General features: G+C 62.5%; 24 protein-coding genes. 12 read left to right on the top strand and 12 right to left on the bottom strand.

What is annotated here, in order from left to right; genetic code table 11:
* Window positions 1-115: 115 nt before the first annotated feature.
* The 4 genes from ACEN93_RS06365 to ACEN93_RS06380 are packed head-to-tail and all read left to right on the top strand — an operon-like array spanning window position 116 to window position 5,678.
* On the top strand, window positions 116-1,279 hold the full coding sequence (locus ACEN93_RS06365) for an isovaleryl-CoA dehydrogenase (RefSeq protein ID WP_039767508.1): 1,164 nt from the start codon (window positions 116-118) through the stop codon (window positions 1,277-1,279).
* A gap of 13 nt (window positions 1,280-1,292) precedes the next feature.
* On the top strand, window positions 1,293-2,900 hold the full coding sequence (locus ACEN93_RS06370) for a carboxyl transferase domain-containing protein (RefSeq protein ID WP_085699053.1): 1,608 nt from the start codon (window positions 1,293-1,295) through the stop codon (window positions 2,898-2,900).
* 13 nt (window positions 2,901-2,913) lie between these two features.
* Window positions 2,914-3,729, top strand: coding sequence for a gamma-carboxygeranoyl-CoA hydratase (locus tag ACEN93_RS06375; protein ID WP_039767512.1), 816 nt, complete (start codon window positions 2,914-2,916; stop codon window positions 3,727-3,729).
* Window positions 3,729-5,678 (top strand): acetyl/propionyl/methylcrotonyl-CoA carboxylase subunit alpha, encoded by a 1,950-nt coding sequence (locus ACEN93_RS06380; protein WP_495611198.1) that lies wholly within the window; start codon window positions 3,729-3,731, stop codon window positions 5,676-5,678. Before ACEN93_RS06375 ends, ACEN93_RS06380 begins: the two co-directional genes overlap by 1 nt.
* A 39-nt stretch (window positions 5,679-5,717) precedes the next feature.
* Here the strand turns inward: ACEN93_RS06380 and ACEN93_RS06385 are convergent, their stop codons facing one another.
* Window positions 5,718-6,374 (bottom strand): LexA family protein, encoded by a 657-nt coding sequence (locus ACEN93_RS06385; RefSeq protein ID WP_039767691.1) that lies wholly within the window; start codon window positions 6,372-6,374, stop codon window positions 5,718-5,720.
* A gap of 129 nt (window positions 6,375-6,503) precedes the next feature.
* On the opposite strand from ACEN93_RS06385, the gene ACEN93_RS06390 reads away from it, so the two are divergent.
* Complete coding sequence (locus ACEN93_RS06390) at window positions 6,504-6,842, top strand: DUF6124 family protein (protein ID WP_495611199.1); 339 nt, start codon at window positions 6,504-6,506, stop codon at window positions 6,840-6,842.
* Between the two features lie 163 nt (window positions 6,843-7,005).
* On the opposite strand, the gene ACEN93_RS06395 is transcribed toward ACEN93_RS06390, so the two are convergent.
* The gene (locus ACEN93_RS06395; protein ID WP_134333879.1) at window positions 7,006-7,224 is read right to left on the bottom strand and encodes a hypothetical protein; all 219 of its coding nucleotides are present in this window, start codon (window positions 7,222-7,224) and stop codon (window positions 7,006-7,008) included.
* 97 nt (window positions 7,225-7,321) lie between these two features.
* Here ACEN93_RS06395 and ACEN93_RS06400 point away from each other — a divergent pair, with 97 nt between their 5' ends.
* A complete protein-coding gene (locus ACEN93_RS06400) occupies window positions 7,322-8,473 on the top strand; it encodes a M14 family metallopeptidase (protein ID WP_221614372.1) in 1,152 nt (383 codons plus the stop codon).
* 146 nt (window positions 8,474-8,619) lie between these two features.
* Window positions 8,620-9,828, top strand: a complete 1,209-nt coding sequence (locus tag ACEN93_RS06405; protein WP_085667514.1) for an MFS transporter — start codon at window positions 8,620-8,622, stop codon at window positions 9,826-9,828.
* A gap of 7 nt (window positions 9,829-9,835) precedes the next feature.
* Here ACEN93_RS06405 and ACEN93_RS06410 read toward each other — a convergent pair whose 3' ends face one another.
* Together ACEN93_RS06410 and ACEN93_RS06415 are read right to left on the bottom strand one after the other, a co-directional pair.
* Window positions 9,836-10,381 carry a cytochrome b gene (locus tag ACEN93_RS06410; protein ID WP_085612696.1) on the bottom strand — a complete coding sequence of 182 codons (546 nt, stop codon included), beginning with the start codon at window positions 10,379-10,381 and terminating at the stop codon, window positions 9,836-9,838.
* Window positions 10,378-11,472 (bottom strand): catalase family peroxidase, encoded by a 1,095-nt coding sequence (locus tag ACEN93_RS06415; protein ID WP_074689016.1) that lies wholly within the window; start codon window positions 11,470-11,472, stop codon window positions 10,378-10,380. The genes ACEN93_RS06410 and ACEN93_RS06415 overlap by 4 nt, the downstream gene beginning before the upstream one ends.
* 157 nt (window positions 11,473-11,629) lie before the next feature.
* Between ACEN93_RS06415 and ACEN93_RS06420 the strand changes: the two genes are divergently transcribed.
* Window positions 11,630-12,136: an RNA polymerase sigma factor gene (locus ACEN93_RS06420; protein ID WP_085667513.1), complete on the top strand. Its 507-nt coding sequence runs from the start codon at window positions 11,630-11,632 to the stop codon at window positions 12,134-12,136.
* Window positions 12,133-12,885 carry an anti-sigma factor family protein gene (locus ACEN93_RS06425; protein WP_495611200.1) on the top strand — a complete coding sequence of 251 codons (753 nt, stop codon included), beginning with the start codon at window positions 12,133-12,135 and terminating at the stop codon, window positions 12,883-12,885. Before ACEN93_RS06420 ends, ACEN93_RS06425 begins: the two co-directional genes overlap by 4 nt.
* Window positions 12,886-12,890: 5 nt before the next feature.
* Here ACEN93_RS06425 and ACEN93_RS06430 read toward each other — a convergent pair whose 3' ends face one another.
* The 7 genes from ACEN93_RS06430 to ACEN93_RS06460 form a co-directional block, all read right to left on the bottom strand.
* Window positions 12,891-13,862 carry a Csu type fimbrial protein gene (locus ACEN93_RS06430; RefSeq protein WP_085667511.1) on the bottom strand — a complete coding sequence of 324 codons (972 nt, stop codon included), beginning with the start codon at window positions 13,860-13,862 and terminating at the stop codon, window positions 12,891-12,893.
* Window positions 13,859-16,216, bottom strand: coding sequence for a fimbria/pilus outer membrane usher protein (locus ACEN93_RS06435; protein ID WP_495611201.1), 2,358 nt, complete (start codon window positions 16,214-16,216; stop codon window positions 13,859-13,861). The genes ACEN93_RS06430 and ACEN93_RS06435 overlap by 4 nt, the downstream gene beginning before the upstream one ends.
* A gap of 84 nt (window positions 16,217-16,300) precedes the next feature.
* Window positions 16,301-17,083, bottom strand: coding sequence for a fimbrial biogenesis chaperone (locus tag ACEN93_RS06440; protein WP_039767533.1), 783 nt, complete (start codon window positions 17,081-17,083; stop codon window positions 16,301-16,303).
* 24 nt (window positions 17,084-17,107) lie between these two features.
* Window positions 17,108-17,608 (bottom strand): Csu type fimbrial protein, encoded by a 501-nt coding sequence (locus ACEN93_RS06445; protein WP_039767535.1) that lies wholly within the window; start codon window positions 17,606-17,608, stop codon window positions 17,108-17,110.
* A 4-nt stretch (window positions 17,609-17,612) separates the two neighbouring features.
* Entirely contained in the window at window positions 17,613-18,149 is a 537-nt protein-coding gene (locus tag ACEN93_RS06450) for a Csu type fimbrial protein (protein ID WP_039767536.1), read from the bottom strand.
* A gap of 20 nt (window positions 18,150-18,169) precedes the next feature.
* Window positions 18,170-18,703 carry a Csu type fimbrial protein gene (locus tag ACEN93_RS06455; RefSeq protein WP_134333876.1) on the bottom strand — a complete coding sequence of 178 codons (534 nt, stop codon included), beginning with the start codon at window positions 18,701-18,703 and terminating at the stop codon, window positions 18,170-18,172.
* Between the two features lie 101 nt (window positions 18,704-18,804).
* Window positions 18,805-19,314, bottom strand: a complete 510-nt coding sequence (locus ACEN93_RS06460) for a Csu type fimbrial protein (RefSeq protein WP_039767541.1) — start codon at window positions 19,312-19,314, stop codon at window positions 18,805-18,807.
* 287 nt (window positions 19,315-19,601) lie between these two features.
* On the opposite strand from ACEN93_RS06460, the gene zapE reads away from it, so the two are divergent.
* Complete coding sequence (gene zapE, locus ACEN93_RS06465; RefSeq protein WP_495611202.1) at window positions 19,602-20,735, top strand: cell division protein ZapE; 1,134 nt, start codon at window positions 19,602-19,604, stop codon at window positions 20,733-20,735.
* A gap of 62 nt (window positions 20,736-20,797) precedes the next feature.
* Window positions 20,798-22,111, top strand: coding sequence for a leucine-rich repeat-containing protein kinase family protein (locus ACEN93_RS06470; protein ID WP_495611203.1), 1,314 nt, complete (start codon window positions 20,798-20,800; stop codon window positions 22,109-22,111).
* Window positions 22,112-22,149: 38 nt separating this feature from the next.
* Here the strand turns inward: ACEN93_RS06470 and ACEN93_RS06475 are convergent, their stop codons facing one another.
* Window positions 22,150-22,854 (bottom strand): YebC/PmpR family DNA-binding transcriptional regulator, encoded by a 705-nt coding sequence (locus ACEN93_RS06475; protein WP_011335021.1) that lies wholly within the window; start codon window positions 22,852-22,854, stop codon window positions 22,150-22,152.
* Window positions 22,855-23,074: 220 nt separating this feature from the next.
* Here ACEN93_RS06475 and ACEN93_RS06480 point away from each other — a divergent pair, with 220 nt between their 5' ends.
* Entirely contained in the window at window positions 23,075-24,481 is a 1,407-nt protein-coding gene (locus tag ACEN93_RS06480; protein WP_074689030.1) for a type VI secretion system Vgr family protein, read from the top strand.
* Window positions 24,482-24,483: the final 2 nt, after the last annotated feature.

A 24,483-nucleotide genomic window follows, 5' to 3' on the forward strand; every position in this document is an offset into this window, starting at 1 on the left:
GTTGACGTTAACGTAAAGGGCGATTGACAGCCATTCGTCACAGGCTTACGTTAACGTAAAGGTGAGAACTGAAACGCCCTTCTCCCCACCCTACAAAAAAGCCAAAAGGTGACCCATGAGCTACCCATCCCTGAACTTTGCCCTCGGCGAAACCATCGACATGTTGCGCGATCAGGTTCAGTCCTTTGTCGCCAAGGAGATCGCCCCGCGTGCCGCGCAGATCGACAGCGACAACCTGTTCCCGGCCGATCTGTGGCGCAAGTTCGGTGACATGGGCCTGCTCGGCATCACCGTGCCGGAAGAGTACGGTGGCGCTGGTCTGGGTTACCTGGCGCACGTGGTGGCGATGGAAGAAATCAGCCGTGGATCGGCTTCGGTGGCGTTGTCCTACGGCGCCCACTCCAACCTCTGCGTGAACCAGATCAACCGCAACGGCAACCACGAACAGAAAGCCAAATACCTGCCGAAGCTGATCAGCGGCGAACACGTCGGCGCTCTGGCGATGAGCGAGCCGAACGCCGGTTCCGACGTGGTCTCGATGAAACTGCGCGCCGATAAACGCGGCGACCGTTTCGTGCTCAACGGCAGCAAGACCTGGATCACCAACGGTCCCGACGCCAACACTTACGTCATCTACGCCAAGACCGACCTGGAAAAAGGCCCGCACGGCATCACCGCGTTCATCGTCGAACGTGACTGGAAAGGCTTCAGCCGCAGCAACAAGTTCGACAAGCTCGGCATGCGCGGCTCCAACACTTGCGAGCTGTTCTTCGATGACGTCGAAGTGCCGGAAGAAAACATCCTCGGCGTGCTCAACGGTGGCGTGAAAGTGCTGATGAGCGGCCTCGATTACGAACGCGTCGTGCTGTCCGGCGGCCCGACCGGGATCATGCAGTCGTGCATGGACCTGATCGTTCCATACATCCATGACCGCAAGCAGTTCGGCCAGAGCATCGGCGAATTCCAGCTGATCCAGGGCAAAGTTGCCGACATGTACACCCAGCTCAACGCCAGCCGCGCGTACCTTTACGCCGTGGCCCAGGCCTGCGAGCGCAACGAAACCACGCGCAAGGACGCCGCCGGCGTGATCCTCTACACCGCCGAACGCGCCACGCAAATGGCCCTTGATGCGATCCAGATTCTCGGCGGTAACGGTTACATCAACGAATTCCCGGCCGGTCGTCTGCTGCGTGACGCCAAGCTGTACGAAATCGGCGCCGGCACCAGTGAGATCCGTCGCATGCTGATCGGTCGCGAACTGTTCAACGAAACCCGCTAAAACGGAGCTGTCCATGGCTATCCTGCATACCCAGCTCAACCCCCGTTCAGCGGAGTTCGCCGCCAACAGCGCGGCGATGCTCGAACAGGTCGACGCCCTGCACACCCTCCTTGCCCAAGTGGCCCAGGGCGGCGGCGCGAAAGCTCAGGAACGTCACACCTCGCGCGGCAAACTGCTGCCGCGTGAGCGGATCAACCGCTTGCTCGATCCGGGCTCGCCGTTTCTGGAAATCAGCCAGTTGGCCGCTCACGCCGTTTATGGCGAAGATGTGCCGGCCGCTGGCGTGATTGCCGGGATCGGTCGCGTGGAAGGCGTCGAATGCATGATCGTCGCCAACGACGCGACGGTGAAAGGTGGTTCGTACTACCCGCTGACCGTAAAGAAACACCTGCGCGCCCAGACCATCGCCCAGCAAAACCGCTTGCCGTGCATTTATCTGGTGGACTCGGGCGGCGCCAACCTGCCGCGTCAGGACGAAGTGTTCCCGGATCGCGAACACTTCGGGCGGATCTTCTTCAACCAGGCCAACATGAGCGCCATGGGCATTCCGCAGATTGCCGTGGTCATGGGCTCCTGCACCGCCGGCGGCGCCTATGTGCCGGCGATGGCCGACGAAGCGATCATGGTGCGCAATCAGGCGACGATTTTCCTCGCCGGCCCACCGCTGGTGAAAGCCGCGACCGGTGAAGTGGTCAGCGCCGAAGACCTCGGCGGGGCCGATGTGCACTGCAAGACTTCCGGGGTCGCCGACCATTACGCAGAAAGCGATGAGCACGCCCTCGCCCTCGCCCGCCGCAGCGTCGCCAACCTCAACTGGCGCAAGCTCGGCGAAGTGCAGCAGCGCACGCCGATTGCGCCGCTGTACGCCAGCGACGAGTTGTACGGCGTGGTTTCGGCGGACGCCAAGCAGCCGTTCGATGTGCGCGAAGTGATTGCGCGACTGGTAGACGGTTCGGTGTTCGATGAATTCAAAGCGCTGTTCGGGACGACGCTGGTGTGCGGCTTCGCCCATCTGCACGGCTACCCGATCGCGATCCTCGCCAACAACGGCATCCTGTTCGCCGAAGCCGCGCAGAAAGGCGCGCACTTCATCGAACTGGCCTGCCAGCGCGGGATTCCGCTGCTGTTCCTGCAGAACATCACAGGCTTCATGGTTGGCCAGAAATACGAGGCCGGCGGCATCGCCAAGCACGGCGCCAAACTGGTGACCGCCGTGGCGTGCGCCAAGGTGCCGAAATTCACCGTGATCATCGGCGGCAGCTTCGGTGCCGGTAACTACGGCATGTGCGGGCGGGCCTACGATCCGCGTTTCCTGTGGATGTGGCCGAACGCGCGGATCGGCGTGATGGGTGCCGAACAGGCAGCCGGCGTGCTGGTTCAGGTCAAGCGCGAGCAGGCCGAACGCAGCGGTCAGGCCTTCAGTGCGGAACAGGAAAGCGAGATCAAGCAACCGATTCTCGACCAGTACGAAGAGCAGGGTCACCCCTACTACTCCAGCGCACGACTGTGGGACGACGGCGTCATCGACCCGGCGCAGACCCGCGATGTACTGGCCCTGGCCTTGTCCGCGTCGTTGAACGCGCCTATCGAACCGAGCCGCTTCGGCGTGTTCCGGATGTGATCGGGAGAACCTCATGAGCGACTTCAACACCCTCGAATTGCACAGCGATCCACGGGGATTCGCGACCCTTTGGCTGAGCCGCGAAGAAAAGAACAACGCGTTCAACGCCGAGATGATCCGCGAACTGATCCTGGCTTTGGACAAGGTCGCCAGCGACGCCAGCCTGCGTTTCCTGCTGGTGCGCGGACGCGGCAAACACTTCAGCGCCGGCGCGGATCTGGCCTGGATGCAGCAATCGGCCGAACTCGATTACCACACCAACCTCGACGACGCCCGGGAACTGGCGGAGCTGATGTACAACCTCGCCAAACTGAAAATCCCGACCGTGGCCGTGGTGCAAGGCGCGGCGTTCGGCGGCGCGCTGGGTCTGATCAGTTGCTGCGATATGGCGATTGGCGCCGATGACGCGCAGTTCTGCCTGTCGGAAGTGCGCATTGGCCTGGCGCCGGCGGTGATCAGTCCGTTTGTGGTGCAAGCCATCGGCGAGCGCGCGGCGCGGCGTTATGCGCTGACGGCCGAGCGTTTTGGCGGCCAACGGGCGCGTGAGATTGGATTGCTGTCCGAAAGCTATCCGGCAACCGAGCTTGAACAGAAAGTCGAACAATGGATCGACAACCTCCTGCTCAACAGCCCCGCCGCCATGCGCGCCAGCAAGGATCTGCTGCGTGAGGTCGGCAACGGCGCGCTGACGCCGGCCCTGCGCCGCTACACCGAAAACGCCATCGCGCGCATCCGTGTCAGCCCGGAAGGCCAGGAAGGTCTACGAGCCTTTCTGCAGAAACGTGCGCCGAGCTGGCAAGCCGCAACCACCACCAAGGAGCCGCGTTGATGAGCGCACCTGTTCTCACCACCCTGCTGGTGGCCAACCGTGGCGAAATCGCTTGCCGGGTCATGCGTACCGCCAAGGCCCTGGGCCTGACCACCGTTGCTGTGCACAGCTCCACCGACCGCGAAGCGCGACACAGCCGTGAAGCGGACATCCGCGTTGATCTTGGCGGCAGCAAAGCGGCTGACAGCTACCTGCAAATCGACAAACTGATCGCAGCGGCCAAGGCCAGCGGCGCTCAGGCGATTCATCCGGGTTATGGCTTTCTGTCGGAGAACGCCGGGTTTGCCCGCGCCATCGAAGCGGCCGGCCTGATTTTCATCGGCCCGCCCGCCTCGGCCATCGACGCCATGGGCAGCAAGTCCGCCGCCAAGGCCCTGATGGAAACGGCTGGCGTGCCGCTGGTGCCGGGTTATCACGGCGAAGCTCAGGATCTGGACACCTTCCGCGATGCTTGCGAGCGCATCGGCTATCCGGTGCTGCTCAAGGCCACCGCTGGCGGTGGCGGTAAAGGCATGAAGGTCGTCGAGGACGTCAGTCAACTGGCTGAAGCGCTGGCCTCCGCACAGCGTGAAGCGCAGTCGTCGTTCGGCGACTCGCGGATGCTGGTGGAGAAATATCTGCTCAAGCCGCGGCACGTAGAAATTCAGGTGTTCGCCGATCAGCATGGCAACTGCCTGTATTTGAATGAGCGCGACTGCTCGATCCAGCGCCGGCACCAGAAGGTCGTCGAAGAGGCGCCGGCACCGGGGCTGAGTCCGGAGCTGCGCCGTGCGATGGGCGAAGCGGCTGTGCGTTCGGCGCAGGCCATCGGTTACGTCGGCGCTGGCACAGTGGAGTTTTTGCTGGATGCTCGCGGCGAGTTCTTCTTCATGGAGATGAACACGCGGCTGCAGGTCGAACACCCGGTCACCGAAGCCATCACCGGGCTCGATCTGGTGGCCTGGCAGATTCGCGTTGCTCGCGGCGAAGCACTGCCGATCACCCAGGATCAGGTGCCGCTCAACGGGCATGCGATTGAGGTTCGGTTGTATGCGGAAGATCCGTCGAATGACTTCCTGCCGGCAACCGGGCGTCTGGATCTGTATCGCGAATCCGCCGCAGGGCCGGGGCGCCGTGTGGACAGCGGCGTTGAGGAAGGCGACGAGATTTCGCCGTTCTATGACCCGATGCTCGGCAAGCTGATTGCCTGGGGCGAGGATCGTGAACAGGCGCGTTTGCGGCTGCTGAGCATGCTCGATGAGTTCGCGATTGGCGGGTTGAAGACCAACATCAACTTCCTGCGGCGGATCATCGGTCATCCGGCGTTCGCGGCGGCCGAGCTGGATACCGGGTTTATTCCGCGCTATCAGGAACAGTTGCTGCCAGCGCCTGCTGCGCTGAGCGATGAGTTCTGGGAGGCGGCGGCGCAGGCTTTTGCACAGAGCCTGCCGGGGATGGCTCGGGCGGATGATCCGGCTTCGCCTTGGGCGCTTCCCAGCGGTTTGCGCGCTGGGTTGCCACGGGAAATCACTCTGCATTTGAGTTGCGAGGGGCAGGACCGGGCGTTGACGCTCGGTGCTGGCGGCAGTGCAAAACTGATCGGCGAGCAACTGATACTCGAGCACGACGGGCTGCGTCGGCAGCTGCGGGCGATTCGTCGTGAAGAGGTGCTGTTTCTGCAATGGGACGGCGAGTTGCGACGCGTTGAAACGTATGACCCGATCAGCGCTGTCGACGCCAGCCACAGCCATCAGGGCGGTCTGACGGCGCCGATGAACGGCAGCATCGTGCGGGTGCTGGTGGAGGCCGGGCAAGCGGTTGAAGCCGGTGCGCAATTGGTGGTGCTCGAGGCGATGAAGATGGAGCACAGCATCCGCGCGCCCCATGCCGGGGTGATCAAGGCGCTGTATTGCCAGGAAGGCGAAATGGTCAGCGAAGGCAGCGCGCTGGTCGAGTTGGAGGAAGCTTGAAAGGTGGATCGATCCTACGCCTGGCGAGGATCGATCTGACTAGTATTTGGCCGTTGCCTGAACCACGACACCGATGATTCGGCACTCGTCGGTCAACAAGGCTTTCGGCCAGGTCGGATTGAGCGGCACCAGGTAACGCTGGCCGCCCTCTTCGATCAGCTTGCGGAAAATCGCCTCGTCGCTGTCCGGCCACTGGGCGATCACCAGTTTTCCGGGCTCGGCTTCCAGCGCCGGATCCACCAGGATCATCATCCCTTCGCCGATGCTCTGCCCGGTGGGCGCGGTCATCGCGTTACCCGTCACCGTCAGCCAGAACGCCGGGCCACGGGCGTGGTAATCCGTCAGTTCGAAACGTCGCTTGTCCTTGGCACTCGAATACGCTGGCTGGCTCTCGCGGGCCTCGACCGGCGCATTCCACTCGCTGACCGGATAGCGAAAGTAAGGGTTGTACTTCTGCGCCAGGGGCATTTCGTCGTCCGCATCGATCTGCGGTTCACGAATCACCACCGCGACCTCGAGATACTCCATGCCCAGCGCTTTCAGCACGCGGTTCATCTGCGTGATGCCGGGCTCGCGGCGCTTGTTCAGCCAATGGCCGATACCGCCCTGAGACATGCCGACGCGCTCGCCGAGTTCGACTTGAGTGACGTTGAGTTCACTCATTTTGGCCTTGACCAACTCAATCCATTTATCCATGTGCGGCACCATACGTGGACGCCTGCGGCCGGCAAAACACATATTGTAGTATTTAAATTCTGGTCACAAATACTGATAGTACTATTCTTGGGTCACGGATTTGAATCGACCAAGGAGTGACCTTTCACCATGAATATCACCAGCAAAGACCTGCCCGACCTGCAAATGGATACCACCTTCACCTCCCCGCAAGGGTGTGCCGCTGCGCAACGGGCGTTGGACTATTACTTGAAACCAGCTGTGTCAGAACCGGATGCAGAGGAACGCTTCTTCGGCGTGAACAGCAACCTGAATGGCGAAGAATCCCTGGTCCACGCCTCCGACCTGCTGCGATGCGCAGCAGCCACGGCGTTCAAGGCTGCGGATGGCTTACAGGGCGTCAATCGGGATCTGGCGTTTTCGGTCGTGCACATGGTGGACATGGCACGAGCGATGGTCGATCACTCGCTCGATGGCGCGGTTCGCTGAAGACGGGAGTGCGGACGGACAGGAAAGAACTTTCCAATCGCGCAGATAAAAACATTTGACTTGCAAATGATAATGATTATTATTGCAAGCAGCTGGTCGCGAGATCAGTCGATGGACCAGAGACCTTAGGTCGGTCTTCTGGACTATCTCCTCATCAGGCTAATCACGGTTTTTGACCCGGCTTTTTGCCGGGTCTTTTTTTTGCCAGTTTTCTGGCTTGTGGCTTCAGGCTAATGAAGTCTTTGGGTGCCGCAAATTCGATGGCGCGGATAATATCAAAAGAATATTGCCTGGCAAGCGAACCCCGGCCGCATTGGGGCAAAGTAATGCCAATTAGCACTTGAGAATCAATCGCATAGCCACTAAGCTGCATCCGCGTCACGGAAGACGCCCCCCGCCGCAACCCGCAATTTCCCTCGGTTTCACCCCTGTCTTGCGTGTAAAGTAGCCGCCATAAAAATCATATTCAGGAACCGATTATGACCGTGGCCAAATCTTCGTTCGACATCAGCGCCAACTTCGACAGCGGCAACATCCAAGTCATCGACATCAGCAACCCGCTCAACCCGGTTCTGGCAATTCGGCCAGATACCCGCAGCGGCCATTTCCAGTGGTTCCACTTCAAGGCCAGCGGCCTGCACGTTCATCAGGAACACTGGTTCCGACTGGTCAACGCCAGTCAGTCCTCCTACAACAAGGCCTGGACCGGCTATCAGGCGGTCGCCTCTTACGATCACGTCAACTGGTTCCGCATTCCGACCCAATTCGAAGGCGACAGCCTGCGCTTCTGCCTCGAAGCCGAGCAGACCCACGCCTGGTTCGCCTACTTCGAGCCCTACAGCCGTGGCCGTCATGACTGGCTGATCGAGCAGGCGCTGACCAAGGCCGGCACCGAACTGCTGGCCACCGGAAAAAGCGTCGAAGGCCGCGACATTCAGCTGCTGCGCAAAGGCACTGGCGCCGAAGGTCGCCGCAAGATCTGGATCATCGCCCAGCAACACCCCGGCGAGCACATGGCCGAGTGGTTCATGGAAGGCGTGATCGAACGCCTGGAACATCATGACGATCCAGTGCTGAACAAACTGCTGGCCAGCGCCGATCTGTACCTGGTGCCGAACATGAACCCGGACGGTGCCTTCCACGGTCACCTGCGCACCAACGCCATGGGCCAGGACCTGAACCGCGCCTGGCAGAACGCCAGTCAGGAAGTCAGCCCCGAAGTACTTTTCGTACAACAGCAAATGGAAAAGTACGGCGTCGATCTGTTCCTCGACGTACACGGTGACGAAGAAATCCCCCACGTGTTCACTGCCGGTTGCGAAGGCAACCCGGGTTACACCCCGCGCCTGGAGAAGCTCGAAGAGCATTTTCGCAGCCACCTGAAACACACCACCAAAGACTTCCAGACCAAGTACGGCTACACCCGCGACGAACCGGGTCAGGCCAACATGACTCTGGCCTGCAACAGCGTCGGCCAGAAGTTCGACTGCCTGTCACTGACCCTGGAAATGCCGTTCAAGGATCACGATGACGCGCCGAACCCGCTCACCGGTTGGTCGGGCAAGCGCTCGAAGCAACTGGGCAAGGACGTGCTGACCACCATCGCGGACATGGTCGACACCCTGCGCTAATCCCCTCGGATTTTCGCTTCACGAAAGATCGCAGCCTGTCTGCGATCTTTTTTTTGCGCCGACTTTTACTCAATCAGGTTGCAAATAAAAACCGGATTACTTACCGTCATTCAAGTTTCAACTTGAAACCTGAAAGGACCCGGGACATGAAAACTGCAACACTCGATAAAGGTGTCGTACTGCTTTTCGCCATCGCTTGCGGCCTCGCGGTGGGCAACGTGTATTACGCCCAGCCGCTGCTGGATGCGATGGCCGAAGCCTTCGAGATCTCGCCGGGCAGCATCGGCATCGTCATGACCTTGACCCAGGTCGGCTACGGCTTCGGGCTGTTATTGCTCGTACCCCTCGGCGACCTGCTCAACCGCCGCCGGCTGATCGTCATGCAAACACTGTTGTCCGCCGCGGCCCTGCTGATGATCGCCTTGGCCTCGAACAGCGCCTGGCTGCTGATCGGCGTCACTTTGACCGGCCTGCTGGCCGTGGTCACCCAGGTGCTGGTCGCCTACGCCGCGACTCTGGCCGTCCCGGCACAACGGGGAAAGGTTGTGGGCGTGATCACCAGCGGCATCGTCGTCGGCATTCTGCTGGCGCGCACGGTGGCCGGCGGCATGGCTGATCTGGCCGGCTGGCGCTCGATCTATCTGCTGTCGGCGGGGTTGACGCTGGTGATGGCCGCGCTGCTGTTTCGGGTGTTGCCCAAAGATGAAGACGCACGGCCGACCACACGTTACGTGGCATTGATCGCCTCAGTGTTCAGCCTCTTTCGTGAGGAACCGGTGTTGCGCCAACGAGCAATCCTCGCCCTGCTCACCTTCGCCAGCGCCATGGTGCTGTGGACGCCGATGGTGTTGCCGCTGGCCGCCCCGCCGCTGTCGCTTTCCCACAGGGAGATCGGATTGTTCGGACTCGCCGGCGCGGCGGGTGCACTCGCCGCCGCCAGAGCCGGACATCTGGCGGATCGAGGATGGGGGCAATGGGTCAGCGGTCTGTCGCTGCTGCTGATGCTGGGCTCGTGGCTGCCGATCGCACTGACCCAGTCTTCGTTGTGGGCGCTGCTGCTTGGCGTCATCACCCTGGATCTGGGCTTGCAGGCCGTGCACGTCACCAGCCAGAGCATGATCTACATCGTCCGCCCGGAGGCGCAGAGCCGACTGACCGCCGGCTACATGCTGTTTTATTCAATTGGCAGCGCTTTGGGCTCAATCGCCTCGACGGCCATGTACGCCTGGGCAGGATGGCCGGGCGTCTGCTGGCTGGGTGCCGCAATCAACATGGTCGCGTTGCTGTACTGGTGGCGAACGCTGGCCACCCGGAAACGTGGCGAGGCGGCTTGCGCCCTCGCCACGTCGGACTGACACACGATCAACCGCGATTGCGTCCCCGCAGCATGCTGTCGAGCACCTCGTCGCGGCGCACCCAGCCATGGAACAGCGCCGCCGCCAGGTGCAGCAGCACGGTCAGGAACAGCAGATACGCCAGATACCCGTGAGCCTTGCGCAGCAACGCGAACACCTGCGCGTCCGCCGGCACGATCGACGGCAATTGCAGGGACGCGCCGAGCATCACCGGATCCCCCGCCGCGCTGATCATCGCCCAGCCGAGCAGCGGCAATACCAGCATCAGCGCGTACAGCAACAGATGAGAGGCCTTGGCCGCCATCACCTGCCAGCCCGGTAGATCCGCCGGCAGCGGCGGCTGACGAGTGCCCAGTCGCACCAGAATGCGCACGATCACCAAAGCGAGTATCGCGATGCCCAACGGTTTATGCAGGTTGATCAACCATTCATGCCGCGCCGACACCGAGGTCACCATACCGGCGCCGATGAACAACATCGCGATGATCATCAACGCCATCAACCAGTGCAGCAACCGCGCCAGCGGATTGAAATGAGTCGGTTGCGTGCTCATGGGCGAGCCTCCTTTTTGCCGGTGGGCAGTTGGCTGACTTCGCTGGTGCGACGCAGGTAGGAATCGGCGTAACCGGCCGAGCGCGCGGCCAGCAGCGGATCGTCGGAACCCTGAATGCCGGCCGGCAGCACCAGCGGATCGTAGTTGATGTCACGGCATTCGCCGCTGAGCTGCGGCTGGGTCTTTTCCAGCACCAGGGTGCCGGCGTTCAACATCTTGCGGCCGGCGGGCCAGGTCTTGCTCGCATCGTTCACCGGATCGTCGGCGTTGGCCAAGGTGATGTTCAACTGAAAGCGCAACGGCCCTTCCGCCAGGCGCTGCACCAGGTCTTTTTCAAGGAAATCGCTACCTTCAGGCGCGGTCGCACCGGCAGCGTCCTGGGCCAGAGGCGTCATGCTCCAGCGCACCGCCTGCTTCTTGCCGCTGGCATCCACCAGATAGAACGCGTTGACGCTGTTGTAGGTTTCCGTCGCGTAACTGGCCGAGGGTTTGGCGGTTTTTATCCAGGTCAGAAACGGCACGGCCTCCGGGTGTGCGGCAAAAAATGCCGGCACCTTGGTCGGATCCGGCTTGCCTGTGGCGGGATCCGGCGATTGCGCCTGCTGCAACTGATAGAACGCCTCGGGCGTGCCAACCGGGAACACCGGCATGCTGTTCATCCCGGTGCGCCACTGCTGGCCGTTGGCCTGAGTGAAACGCAGCGCCAGGCTGCGGATCGGTACGGCGCTGTCCGGCGCATACGGACTGCCGGCCGGCAACGCAAAGCGCCCGACCACCGGAGTGCGCGGCTCGTTGAACACTTGCGCGACAGAATACGAGCGAGCCTCGCCGCTGCTCTCGAAATGTCCGATCACGCACACACCTTTGGCGTGATTGCGGCGAAAGCCCGGATGCACGCCGTTGTTCTTTTCCAGCACATCGACCAGCGCTTTTGGCGTCAGGCGTTGTGGGTCAAATGAACCATGAACGTAGGCAAACGCCCCGGCCAGGGCTGCGACTACCACGGCGATTCCGCCAAGACGCAACACCAGGCTCGCGGCACTCAGTGGCGGGCGTTGTGGCCCGCCGGGCGATGAACTGCGATCAACCATGAAGCACTCCAGGGCCATCGGCCACAAGTAGGAAGAATCAGCAAGACGCACGCCATCGGGATTTATTCCACGGCCCGGTATTTATTTTTCAGAACGTGGAATAACCTCCAATGCCGGGCGTCTTCCTAGTCCACAGCGTAGCGACTAGCAGAACTTCATGAGCGAATTCGACGAACAACTGCGAGAAATAATCCCCAGATTGCGGCGTTTTGCCGTGTCGCTGACACGCAACAGCAGCAGCGCCGACGACCTGGTACAGGCCAGTCTGGAGCGCGCGCTGTCGGGTTGGGGCGACAAACGCGCCGACGGCGATCTGCGCGCCTGGCTGTTTTCGATCCTGTACCGGCAGTTTCTCGATGCGCATCGGCGTTCGCGGCGGTATGCGCGGATGCTCGAATTCTTCACCGGCCGCGATGACGCCGAGCCCTCGGTGGAACGCACCGTGATTGCCCAATCGACCTTGCAGGCCTTTGACCGACTGCCCACCGAACAGCGCGCGCTGCTGCTGATGGTGTCGGTCGAAGGCCTGACTTATAAGGAGGTCGCCGAGATTCTCGACGTCCCCACCGGCACCGTGATGTCGCGCCTGTCCCGTGCTCGCCAGGCCCTGCGCCAGCTCAGCGACGGGGAAATCAGCAGCCCTTCCTTGCGGATACTCAAATGATCAGTCTGCCCCCCAACGAACGTGACCTGCACGCCTACGTCGACCACCAGCTCAGCGAGGCCGACCGGCATGTGCTGGAAACCTGGCTCGCCAGTCACCCGGACGAAGCGGCGCAGGTTCGCGCCTGGCAACAGGACGCCCAGCACCTGCGTGCCGCCCTCGGCGGCGCCTTGCAACAGCCGGCCAATCCCGACCTTGATCCGGCGCTGATCCGTCAGCGCCTCAAACGCCAATCGCGCCGCCAGTGGGCCAGCGCGGCGGTGTTGCTGATTGCCGTCAGCCTCGGCGGTGTCGGTGGCTGGAAGGCCCGGGACATGACCGTGTTTCATCCTCCGGCGCCGATGACGGATGCCTTGCAGGCGTATCGTTTGATCGCCCAGCAAGGGCTTCTGCCGGCGGACTACAAGGTCGATGGCGACGGTGACATCCAGCGCTGGCTCGACCGTTATTTCACTCAGGCCAATCGCCTGCCGGACCTGACGTCGGCCGGTTTTGCACCGGTCAGCGGTCGTCTGCTGAGCACCGATGAAGGCCCGGCGGCGATGGTGATGTATGAAGACCAGAGCGGGCACAAGGTCAGTTTCTATGTGCGTCCACCGGGACCGAAGAATACCTTCCTGCCCCGGGGTAGCCGCCAGGACGGGGATCTGCAGGCCGAGTACTGGTCCGGCAAGGGCTACAACTACGCGATGGTCAGCCCGACCGATACCCCGGCGGCGAAAATGCTCAAGCAATCGCTGAGCTTCTAGCCGGTTCAGAACCCGACATCCAGCACCACATTGTCCAGGTAGGTTCCGGCGGGCGGCGTGGTCTGGTCGGTGTAGATTTTCGCGTTGTAATTGAAGATCTGGCTACCGGTGCCCAGGCCGTTGCCGGGATTGACCTCGGCATCGCTGCTGGCCCGACGAGCCGCGCCGACACTGCCCCAACGGGTGGTCCCGGCACTCTTGAAAATGTCGTAGGCCAGATAGTTGCTGCCGGAAATCATCCGCCGTCGTCCGCCGACGCTCAGCGCATTCTGCCCGTCATTCAGCCCTACGGTATAGGCACTGCCCTTGGTGCAGGCGAGGTTGATGGTTTGCCCCGTAACCTGGGTGAACGCACTGACCACCGGCGCGCTGCCGAAAGCGATGTTCGGCGCGGTGATGGTGCAATCGTTGGACACCGTCAGGTTGACCGTCAGTGTCGTGGTACCGCTGTTGATGTCGCGGCCCAGGCAAAGCCCGCCGACACCGATGCCCGAACAATAATTCCAGTTCCAGAAAATGCTCAGGGTCTCGGTATACACCCCGGCCGCCACGTTGCTGCCGATGGTGGTGCCGAAGTAGAGCGGAACGGTTTTCGGCACCGTACCGCTGAGCAAACCGAGGGCGTCGATGATGCCGTTGCGGGCGAAGTCATAGGCGGTGCCTCGGGTCAGCGGGTAACTGGTGCTGTTGTTGGCGTAGATCGTGTAACCGATCACGTCGCCGGAGGGCCCGAGCAAACCGCTCTGGGTCGAGGTGACGGTGGCCCAGAAATGATCATTGTTGGTCAACAGCGACAGCAGCGAACCGGTGCAACTCAAGCCTCCGTTCAGGGTAGAACTGGGTTGCGAGGTGGTGCGCACGGCGATCGAACTGATGTTCCCGAACCCGGCCGGTGTGGTGGTGACCACCGAACACAACGCCTGCGCCAGTCCCGGCAACAGCAACAGCAGCCACAAAACAAACCGCGCCCGGATCATTGGCACACCAACGGGCCGATCAGCGGCACTTCGTTCTGCTGCAGATCGACACTGAATTGCGCCTGGCAGGTCTTGCCATCCGCGAGGGTCACCCGCAGCGAATTCTGTGCCTGGAGATTTTCCAGATAGACCAGCCCGTCCCAGCCGACCACCGTTCGCGTGCCGCTCTGTTCGTGCAGCACGCCACTGCCCAGCGGCAACTCCTTCTGCTGCGCATCCACCAGCACGATGCTCGCGGCGATCACCCGGCTCAGCGGAAACTCCAGCAGATAGCCGCTGCCCCGGCGCACCGCTACACGTTGCTCGACATTCGGGCTGCGCACGTTGGCCGGCAGGTTCAGCGGATCGATTTCGTATTTGCCGCGGTAATAGGCGCTGCTCCACGGCACCAGCAAGTGGCCGTTGCGGTCGGTCTGGCCGACCTGCTGGTTCTCGTAACGCACCGGAATGTCCGCGTAGCCGTCGGTGCTGACCACCACGAACGCATCGTCGATGCGGTTGGCGGCGAACACTTGATCATCCATCCACACCAGCGAGCCGCTGGCATCGGCCCAACGGGTTTCGGCGTCGGACGTCCCGTAGACGCCGGCCTGCAGTTGCACCGATTGCAGGCGCCAGGTCACATCGGCCTGGCGGTAATCGGCGCCGTCGCCCTTGGCGTAGCCGAGATTGAAGCCCACTCCGCCCTCGGACGGCACAGCGCGGCTGTAGTTGACCCGCTGCTGCGTCTGCCCGGTCTTGCTGCGTTCGCTGCTGATGGCCAGGCTGCCGCGCAGGTCGAACGGAATCACCAGTTGCGCCTGCACCGCCCAGTTGCTGTCACCGATTTCGCGGTTGGCCGACAGGTAGAAACTGCTGTTGCGCCACAGCGGTTTGCTCCAGCTCAGGTTGAGCAGCCGCGTACGGGTTTCGTCCGCCGCACGAATATCGAAATACCCGACGCCGAGACTGCCCCAGCGCTCGAGGTTGAGGCTCAGGGTCGCCTGTTCACTGCGCCGGCTGAGTGTGGTGTAGGGACTGTCCACGACCGTCAGGTCGGCATAGCGGTCACGGCGTTGCAGACGCTGATAGGAAAAGCTGTAGCGCTGGCCGCTGTATTGATAACCGAGGCTCAGCTGCTGCCCGCCGTCACCGTCGAAACGACTCTGGCTGATCGCACTGTTGAGAACCCCGAAATTGCCCAGCCGCAGGTTGCCACCCAGTCCCCCTAGGGTCAGGGTATCCGCCGCTTCGGCGTGACTCTCCAGGGTAAAGGTGTCGCTGACGCCGTAGCGCAGACTGCCCGAAGTCACGCCCGGACCGTAGCTGAAATCCTTCAGGCCGTAATCCCGGCGCAACGTACCGGCGGCCACCGAAAAATCGCTCAGACCCTTTTGCAACAGGCTGCTGGTGACGTAGAACGGCACCGTGGTCGACACCTGCCGGCCCAGCGCATCGGTAGTCACCACCACCGCTTCGCCAGCGCCGTTGATGAACGGAATGTTGGTCAGGGTGTACGGGCCCGGCTGCAGGTCGGTGCTGCTGGACTTGTAGCCGTTGATGAACAGATCCACCGAGGACGGCACCGCCGCTTCCCCGGCGAACTGCGGCAGCGGATAGGTCACCAGATCCGGACGCACCGCAAAATCCCGTGAGAACTGCACGCCGCCCAGCCGCACCGAACTGCTCCAGGGCAAGGCGCCGCTGACCACGTCCCCGGCCTCGTAGGTCAGCATCCGTTCATCATCGGAGTAGCGCCAGGTGGTGTCGTAACGCAGATAGCCGTTGTCCAGCGTGCTGACCGCATCCCCCGACAACGTACGGCGATATTGTCCGGTGTTCGACAACGTGCCCCAACTGTCGAACACCCGCACCTCGTTCCACGCCGCCAGGTAAGTGCCGGCGTCGTCGGTGTCATTGAGGTAAAGGTCATAGTTGAACAACGCGCCGAAACTGCTCAGCGCCGGGGTGCGCGGATAGACTTCGCGGTTGCCGATGAACTGCTCCGGCAGCCAGTCCGGCGGCACGTCGAGCAGCAAGCGCTGGCTGACGCTGTCGTAATCGCTGTGCAGGCCCGGCAGGCCGTCGAGATCGACTTCGGCAGCGGAATCTTCCGGCAGCTTCATGCCTGTTTCGCGCAATACGCTGGCTGGCAGGAACAGGCGCCCGCCGCGCTGCTCCACCGCCACCACCCGACCGGTATTCATCTGGTTGACCACCAGTTCCAGAAACAACTGTGCATCACTCACGGCCTCCATGCCGCTGGGAGGCGGCGGCAGTTCACCGGCCCCGGATGGATGAATGAACATCAGGCACCACGCGCCGGTCATGAGCCACAACGGACGCTGAATACGGCGAGCCCATCCCGGACTCATTAGCGTGTTACGTCCGTCAATGGACTGATTCCTCCTGAAACCGCTGGCGCCGAAGCCTGAACACTTCGACATGGCTCACTACGGCTATCGCGCCGGCGGAATGCTCTGCACCTTGGCCGCGCCATTGATACGTCCCGCCAGCTCTCCCGCCACCGGCCCCGGTGCCGGCCAGCGCATCACCGCGCCGGGCAATACGTAACCGAGCAGACCCTCGGCCAACGGTTTGCTTTGGCCACCCTGCTTGATGGCGACATCGGTCAGCCGCGCATGAACCGCGCCCTGATTGCGCACTTCCACATAAGGACGGCCCTCCACCGCCACCGTGCGCCAGCTCAATTGCGGCAGGCCGATGCCCTTGGGATCACGCTGGCGGGCGCTGTCCTCCTTGCTCCACAAACCCGCGCCATAGGCGAACAGCGGTACCGAGTAGCGCATCTGGAAGCGGATCGCCGCAGCGGTCTTGCCGTCTTCGGCGACGGGCGGCTGGGCCGAGGGGATTTCATCGATGATGATCCGGTACGCCAGCTCCTGGCCTGGCGGCACGTCCTTGGTACGGGTCAGGCGCACCAGTTGCTTCTGACCCGGCTCGATCTTCGCCACCGGCGGACTGCCGATCACCTCGCGTTGATTGCGGTATTGCTCTTCGAAACCGCTCTGGCTCCAGCCAAACACGCGGATCTGCAGGTTGGCGGTTTCCGTGCCGCGATTTTCCAGCCACAGCGCACTGGCCTGCTGATCGGCCTCCAACACCGGATCGATCGGCCAGATCAGCACCGAACTGGCGGCCTGGGCCTTGAGCGTCCCGAACATGACCAGCGCCAGCACGGCGCAACACGCGAACGAATAGCGTGACGTGAAAAACCCCATAAACCTGCTCCTTGTCATTTCACATCACCACGACAGCTGCACCTGCAACACATCGCTGTATGTCCCCCCGGGTTGATTGCCCGGCAATTGCACCTGCCCGTAGATCGGCAGACTGATGTTGTTCGCATCGCTGTAGGCCACCGCCACGCTCTGGCCGATGCCCAGGCTCTGGCTGTACGCCGCATCGCGAAACAGCGCATACGCCACCTTCGCGCTGCCTCCGCTGATCTGCATGCGTCGCCCGCCGCTGTTGTACTGGCCGCCATCGACCGTCATGTTCAGCGCCACCCCCGGCGTACATTGCAGCGTCACGCCACCGGTCAACGCGACCTGTACCGTGCCGGTGGCCAGCGCCGAGCGCGAACCGAAATTCAGCCCGCCATAATTCGATACGCCCCCCACCACCAGACAGCCCGGTGTCACCGTGGCACTGACCTGAAAACTATGACTGGTCACCGCCGCCAACGGCAGCGGCAAGCTGCCCGCACACAGCAGGAGCAGCGAAGCACAGCCATGCCGGCCCATGGCGCTAGAACGTCAGTTCAACGGAAATCGTGTCGGTGTAGGTGCCCGCCGGGAGCCCGGCCTTGCCCACCGCCTGACCGTAGATGTTCACGGTCTGCGCCACACCGGTGCTGGCGGCGAGATTGATCACCCCGTCGATGGCCAGCAATTGCGAGTGCCCGGCGTCGGTGTACAGGTCATACGGCACGTAATTGGCCACTCCGTCATACAACGCGCGAGTGCCACCCGGCGAGAGCCCGTCATGGGCGCCGGCCCGGACCTTGACCGTCGGCGTGGTGCCGGCCGAGCACAGGATCGACAGCGCCCCACCCCCGCCGCCCAGCACCTGCCCGGTGGCCGTGGTGAACAGGCTGTTGGCGGTGCCGAAGTTCAACGCACCGAAGTTCAGCCCGGTAGAACCGCCGGAACCGTTGACCTGGCAACTGCTGATCAGGGTCAGGCTGGAAGTGATCTGGCCGGTGACTGTGGTGGCGGCATTGACGCTGGAAGCGAGCGTCAGGCCGAGCAACGACAAACCTATCCTTGATGCAATCGTACGCATGGTGTCCGTCCTCTACGGGGTTACCAGTCGAGCGTCACCGTCAGGGTGTCGGTATAGACACCGGCCGGTACCGCACGGGTGTTCGCCACCACCGAACCAAATACCGGAATGGGTATCTGTGCGCCGCTGGTGACAGCGAAATTGTGTTGTTGACCGATGCTGTAGCTCTGGCTGCCGGAGGCATCGAGAAACAGCTGATAGGGGAGTGTCTGGCGCCCGTTGCTCAGGCGGCGTGTGGTGCCGTCGCCATGGGTGCCGCCGTCGATGGTCACGGTGAAGCCGGTCACCGAAGGATTGCAGGCGACGTTGAGCTGGCCGCTGCCCGCTTCGCTGAGGCTGGCCTTGATCGGTGCGTTCCAGGTCGGGCCCTGCTGGCCGAAATCGAGAGAGCCCAGCCCATCCACCGGGCTGGCGGGGCTTGAGGCGTTGGTCACTTCGCAGCCGGCGATCAACGTCAGCCGCGCGACGATCTGCCCACTGACTGCCGCTGGCGCGACCTCGGTGAGCATCAGCAGCGTGGCTATGGCGATGACCCGCCCGTGTCTGTCCATCATTGAGCGCCTACTCCTTCAGGATCACTCGACCATTGCGCTCATCACTGAACGCCCTTCCCTGCGCCACCCGGATCCAGCGGATGGCTGAAAAAACGCCGCGATCACCAAGTGACCGTCACCTTCACCAGATCCGAATACCGGCTGACCCGTGGCACTTCTGCCATCCGTTCGATCCGCCCGTATAGCGGCAAGTCCACCGTGCCGCTGTCCGGCACCCGGCCACTGACCGGCACATCCACCACCAGCGGCACCCGCCGCGCAGCGTCCTGATACAGGCGATAAGGAATCGGCTTGCTGCCGGCCTCCCCCACCATATAGCGCACCTCACCGACGCCACCGTGCAGGCCGCCATCGACACGCAACTGGTACGGGGTGTCCGGGTTGCATTCCAGACGCGGCAGGCGCGAATTCGTCAGCGCCGCTCCGAGTGGCCCGTCCCGGTCGCCGAGCCGCGCCGTGGTGCCGAAGTCGAGTACGCCCAGTTGTTCGATACCGGCTTCACGTTGCTGGCCAACCAACTGGCAACCGCGCTGCACATCGACCCGCACCTCGACCTGAAGATCGGCGGCGTGGACCGGTGCCGCGAGCCCGCCCAGCAATGCCCAGACCATCCCTGCTTTCACCGCCCGCTCCCTGATCGCGACGGCGTATCTGCCGTTACAGTGTTTCAGGTTAGCAACGGACACCGATTGCGCCAGTCGATTGGATCCAGTCACCCGCCGGGAATTGTTTCGAAAGGTTGGCAACAGGTCGATTCATAATGTTGAAAAAACCTGTACACACCGCAGATTACTGTCTGGAAAAACGATAAAGCGCAGTGGAAGCAAAACTACCCGTCTGGTTACACTACGCCGCCGCGCTCGCGGGGAGCCGGCCCGATGATGACGGAGTGACTGCAGTGCCCGCCCGACCGCCCGAACGTTCGCGTCTGACCCATCGCTGGCCAGCCTTGCGCCGCTTCTTCGGCAAACGCTCCAGTACCGCTGCGGGCCAGTGCGCTGCCAGCGCGCAATCGGTCCGCGACTACTTCCGGCAAAAGGCCCACGGCCAGGGCTACACCCTCAGCCACAGCCAGCAGCGGGTCATCGACTGCATGGCGCAGCAGGCCGGCCTGTTGTTCGGCACCCCTGCGCAAACCCCGCCCAGCCTGTATCTGCACGGTGCGGTCGGGCGCGGCAAGAGCTGGCTGCTGGACGGATTCTTCGAGGCGTTGCCGATCGCGCAAAAGCGCCGTCTGCACTTCCATGGGTTCTTCGCCCAGTTGCACCAAGGCATGTTCGAGCATCGTGACTGCGACGATGCCCTGGCCGTTACCCTCGATGCGCTGCTGATGGATTGTCGGGTGCTGTGTTTCGATGAATTTCATGTGCATGACATCGGCGATGCGATGCTCATCTCCCGCTTGTTCAAGGCGCTGTTCAAGCGCGGGATCCTGTTGCTGGTGACCTCCAACTACCCGCCCGAAGGCTTGCTGCCCAACCCGCTGTACCACGCGCGGTTCAAACCGGTGATCGACCTGATCAATGCGCGCATGCAGGTCATGGAAGTCGGCGGCCCGCACGATTACCGCAGCCAGGTGCGTCGGCATGCGCATCAGGTGTTCACCCAAGGCTATTACGTCTGGCCGGCCACCCCGGCGCAGCGCCAGGCTTTGAAGCTGCCGCCACTCGGCACCACGCCGTTGCCATTGGCAGTCGGCAGCCGCCATTTGCAGGCGCGACTGTGCAAAGACCGGCGTGTCGGGTTTACCTTCAACGACCTCTGCGAACAGCCCACCGCCGTGATGGATTATCTGGAACTGTGCCGGCGCTTCGACCACTGGATCATCGATGAGCTGCCGGAGTTGGGCGAGTGTTCGATCGCCGCCCAGCAGCGCTTCATCAACCTGATCGACGTGCTCTACGACCAGGACAAACACCTGACCCTGCTCGGCCAACTCCCGTTGCGTGAAAGCCTCGGCGGCCAGGCGATCGATCTGGCCCGCACCCGCAGCCGGCTCGGGCAATTGCGCGAAGTGCACGAACCGGGCTGATTTGCCGTTATCATGCCGCCCATTTCCGGCGCTCGGGCGCCTTCCAGATAGCGATCCTTTTCATGCACACCCTTGCACAACTGCGCGCCGGCGAACTGTCGGGCATCACCCGGCTGGATCTGGCTGAAGGCTTGAGCGAATTTCCACCGGAGATTTTCAACCTGGCCGACACGCTGGAAGTGCTCAACCTCAGCGGCAATGCCCTGAGCAGTCTGCCGGATGACCTGTACCGTCTGACGCGCCTGCGCGTGCTGTTCTGCTCGGACAATCAGTTCAAGCAATTGCCGGCGTGCCTGGGCCAATGCCAGACGCTATCGATGGTCGGATTCAAGGCCAACCGGATCACTCAGGTGCCCGGCGCGGCGCTGCCGCCGCAGTTGCGCTGGCTGATCCTGACCGACAACGCCATCGAAACCCTGCCCACGGAACTGGGCGAGCGTCCGCTGTTGCAAAAGCTCATGCTCGCCGGCAATCGCCTGCGCACGCTGCCGCCGTCACTGAGCCAGTGCCATCGGCTGGAACTGATCCGTATTGCCGCCAACCAGTTGACCGAGCTGCCGCAATGGCTGCTGACCTTGCCGAGCCTGACCTGGCTGGCCTACGCCGGCAATCCGCTGGAAACCGAAGCCGATGCCGACGCGCTCAACAACGCGCCCCTGATCGACTGGTCGGCGCTGCAGCTGGAGCAACGGCTGGGCGAAGGCGCTTCCGGGGTGATTTACCGGGCGCAGTGGCAGCCTGTGAATCAGCCGGCCACGCCCGTGGCGGTCAAGTTGTACAAGGGTGAGATGACCAGCGACGGCTCGCCGCTGCATGAAATGAACGCGTGCATCACCGCCGGGCTGCACCCGAACCTGATCCGCGTCGAAGGCCGCATCGACCAGCATCCCGATGGTCAGCAAGGCCTGGTGATGCAACTGATCGATTCGAGTTACCGCAACCTGGCCGGACTGCCGAGCCTGGCGTCCTGTTCACGGGATGTGTATGCCGATGATTGCCGTTTCAGTGCCGACGTCGCCCTGCGTATTGCCCGGGGCATTGCCTCGGTCGCCGGGCATCTGCACCGTCACGGCATCACCCATGGCGATCTCTACGGACACAACATTCTGTTGAACGATCAGGGCGATTGTCTGCTGGGGGATTTTGGCGCGGCGTCATTCCATGCCACGGCGGACACGCCTGAAACCCGTGCGCTGCAACGCCTCGAAGTGCGGGCATTCGGGATTCTGCTGGGGGAACTGCTGGCGCGCATCGACTCGGGGTTGAGTGATGAACAACGTCAGGCGCTGGAGGCCCTGGAACAGCAGTGCTGTCAGCCGGACGTGCTGGCGCGGCCGGGGTTCGGCGAGATCAGCCAGGCGTTACAGCACGCCTGAAAAAAATCGCAGCCCGAGGGCTGCGATTTTTTGGGTTGTCAGCCGGCCAGACCGACGAACATGTCCTGCACGTCGTCATGGTTGTCCAGGCCTTCGAGGAACGCCTCGACTTCAGCCATCTGCTCGTCGCTCAGACCGCTGACCGGGTTCTTCGGCTGGTAGCCGAGTTTGGCCGACAGCACGGTGAAGCCTTGTTCCGGCAGGGCTTTCTGCACGGCATCGAGGTCGGTCGGGTCGGTCAGGAACAGGGTCGCACCCTCTTCGCCCGCTTCGAAATCCTGCGCGCCGGCTTCGATCGCGGCCATTTCCGGATCGGCGTCCGGGGTGTCCGGCGACGCTTCGATCATGCCGACATGGTTGAAGTCCCAGGCAACGGAACCGGAAGCACCCAGTTGACCCTTGCGGAACGCCACGCGGATTTCCGCCACGGTGCGGTTGATGTTGTCGGTGACGCACTCGACAATCAGCGGCACCTGATGCGGCGCGAAGCCTTCGTAGGTCACGCGATGGTACTGAACGGTTTCGCCCAGCAGGCCTGCGCCCTTCTTGATGGCGCGGTCCAGGGTTTCCTTGGGCATCGAGGCTTTCTTGGCCTGTTCGACCACCAGACGCAGGTGTGCGTTGGTGGCGGTATCGGCACCGTTACGCGCAGCAATGGTGATTTCCTTCACCAGTTTGCCGAAGATCTTGCCCTTGGCATTGGCTGCCGCTTCTTTGTGTTTAACCTTCCACTGTGCGCCCATTACTCACTCTCTTGATCTGTGGCGCCGAGACATCTATTGGCCGACGCATGGCGGCAAGTTTATACGGCCTAAAGTCGGCAATCGACCAAAAAATCCGCTGCGGATCGACATCTTCTACGCGCCTTGTAGGGCGATTCTGAAAAACCGGTTTGCCACGTCCAATCAACGTCGCGTTTTCGTACCCTCTTTCGCCCGTATTGCCTGACAGAGCCCGACCCACATGCTCAATGACAAGGAAAGTCCGTTTTCGCTGACCCTGGCCGAAGGCGGAATTAGCCTGCCGGTCCTGCGCTTCAGCGGTCATGAAGCGTTGAATCAGCCCTATCGGTTCGAGATCGAGGTCATGGGCCTGGCGCCCGCCTGGTCACCCGGCACGTTGCTGCATCAGACGGCGTTTCTGCATCTGGACGACGACCACGGAGTTCACGGCATCATTCAAAGTGCCAGCTGCGAACATCGCGCAACGCACCGGATCGCCTACCAACTGGTGCTGATGCCGCATCTGCAAACGCTGGAGCAACATCCCGTACGCCGGGTCTTCACGCAACTGAGCGTGCCGGCCATCCTTGAGCAACTGCTCAGCGAACATCACCTGCCTGCCCACAGCTACCGGATCGAGATGACCGTCGGCCACTATCCGCCGCGTCCGTTCTGCATTCAGTACGACGAAACCGATTTGGCCCTGTTGCAACGGCTTTGCGAAGAGGAAGGCATTCACTACCACTTCGAACATCAGCCGGACGGCCATGTGGTGGTGTTCGCCGATGACAGCCTGAGCCTGCCACAGCAACTGACGGCGATTCCTTTCAACACCCAACTCGATGCGCCAACCAGCGGCCTCAGCAGCCTGTCCCAGCGGCATGAGGCGATATTGCCTCCGATGCCTGCCGGCGTACGAGAGCGAGGGCAACCGATCAAGGGTCAGGAGGCCGCCAATCACACGCTGGGCAGTGCCGTCGCCCCACAGGAGTCTCTGCCAACTGCGCAACGTCACGCCACCCAGCGCAGTCGCCGTCTACTCGAGCGCCAACGCTGCCGGTCGCGCTCGATTCAGGGTCGCAGCGATTGTCTGCGCCTGCTCAGCGGACGCCTGTTGCAAGTCACGGAGCACCCGGTGAACGCCTTCAACGAGCAGTGGCTGATCACCGAATTGCGTCATCAGGGCCAGCAACCTTCGATTCTCGATCCGGTACCCACGGTTCGCCGGTATCACAACGACTTCTCGGCGCTGCCCTGGTCGACCCCGTTTCGCCCGCCGCCGAAACAACCGCGTCCGCGCATTCCGGGGTATCACCCGGCGCAATTGCTTGGTGCACCGGGGCAACCGGCGCAGGTGGACGATCAGGGACGCATGGCCGTCCGGTTATGGCCGGAACATTCACCTGACGGCGCAAGCGAAGGGTTGTGGCTGCCGTTGGTCATGCCCCATGCCGACGCCTGCGTACCTCGGGAAAATCTTCCCTGCGCCGGCAGCGAAGTCTGGGTCAGTTTTCTCGACAGCGATCCCGACCGACCGATCCTCTGCCTCGACGCCTGCCGCCCCCGAGCGTCGCAGCCCACGGAAGCCGAGCCCGACGACGACCTCTTGCTCGACTGGCTGCTCAACCGCTCCGCCCCACCGCGCTGACG

The sequence above is a fragment of the Pseudomonas sp. Pseusp21 genome, from assembly GCF_059492145.1.

Coding starts and splice junctions, on each gene's coding strand:
- ACEN93_RS06365 (WP_039767508.1), top strand. CDS start 116: ATGAGCTACCCATCCCTGAACTTTGCCCTCGGCGAAACCATCGACATG.
- ACEN93_RS06370 (WP_085699053.1), top strand. CDS start 1,293: ATGGCTATCCTGCATACCCAGCTCAACCCCCGTTCAGCGGAGTTCGCC.
- ACEN93_RS06375 (WP_039767512.1), top strand. CDS start 2,914: ATGAGCGACTTCAACACCCTCGAATTGCACAGCGATCCACGGGGATTC.
- ACEN93_RS06380 (WP_495611198.1), top strand. CDS start 3,729: ATGAGCGCACCTGTTCTCACCACCCTGCTGGTGGCCAACCGTGGCGAA.
- ACEN93_RS06385 (WP_039767691.1), bottom strand. CDS start 6,374: ATGGATAAATGGATTGAGTTGGTCAAGGCCAAAATGAGTGAACTCAAC.
- ACEN93_RS06390 (WP_495611199.1), top strand. CDS start 6,504: ATGAATATCACCAGCAAAGACCTGCCCGACCTGCAAATGGATACCACC.
- ACEN93_RS06400 (WP_221614372.1), top strand. CDS start 7,322: ATGACCGTGGCCAAATCTTCGTTCGACATCAGCGCCAACTTCGACAGC.
- ACEN93_RS06405 (WP_085667514.1), top strand. CDS start 8,620: ATGAAAACTGCAACACTCGATAAAGGTGTCGTACTGCTTTTCGCCATC.
- ACEN93_RS06410 (WP_085612696.1), bottom strand. CDS start 10,381: ATGAGCACGCAACCGACTCATTTCAATCCGCTGGCGCGGTTGCTGCAC.
- ACEN93_RS06415 (WP_074689016.1), bottom strand. CDS start 11,472: ATGGTTGATCGCAGTTCATCGCCCGGCGGGCCACAACGCCCGCCACTG.
- ACEN93_RS06420 (WP_085667513.1), top strand. CDS start 11,630: ATGAGCGAATTCGACGAACAACTGCGAGAAATAATCCCCAGATTGCGG.
- ACEN93_RS06425 (WP_495611200.1), top strand. CDS start 12,133: ATGATCAGTCTGCCCCCCAACGAACGTGACCTGCACGCCTACGTCGAC.
- ACEN93_RS06430 (WP_085667511.1), bottom strand. CDS start 13,862: ATGATCCGGGCGCGGTTTGTTTTGTGGCTGCTGTTGCTGTTGCCGGGA.
- ACEN93_RS06435 (WP_495611201.1), bottom strand. CDS start 16,216: ATGAGTCCGGGATGGGCTCGCCGTATTCAGCGTCCGTTGTGGCTCATG.
- ACEN93_RS06440 (WP_039767533.1), bottom strand. CDS start 17,083: ATGGGGTTTTTCACGTCACGCTATTCGTTCGCGTGTTGCGCCGTGCTG.
- ACEN93_RS06445 (WP_039767535.1), bottom strand. CDS start 17,608: ATGGGCCGGCATGGCTGTGCTTCGCTGCTCCTGCTGTGTGCGGGCAGC.
- ACEN93_RS06450 (WP_039767536.1), bottom strand. CDS start 18,149: ATGCGTACGATTGCATCAAGGATAGGTTTGTCGTTGCTCGGCCTGACG.
- ACEN93_RS06455 (WP_134333876.1), bottom strand. CDS start 18,703: ATGATGGACAGACACGGGCGGGTCATCGCCATAGCCACGCTGCTGATG.
- ACEN93_RS06460 (WP_039767541.1), bottom strand. CDS start 19,314: ATGGTCTGGGCATTGCTGGGCGGGCTCGCGGCACCGGTCCACGCCGCC.
- ACEN93_RS06470 (WP_495611203.1), top strand. CDS start 20,798: ATGCACACCCTTGCACAACTGCGCGCCGGCGAACTGTCGGGCATCACC.
- ACEN93_RS06475 (WP_011335021.1), bottom strand. CDS start 22,854: ATGGGCGCACAGTGGAAGGTTAAACACAAAGAAGCGGCAGCCAATGCC.
- ACEN93_RS06480 (WP_074689030.1), top strand. CDS start 23,075: ATGCTCAATGACAAGGAAAGTCCGTTTTCGCTGACCCTGGCCGAAGGC.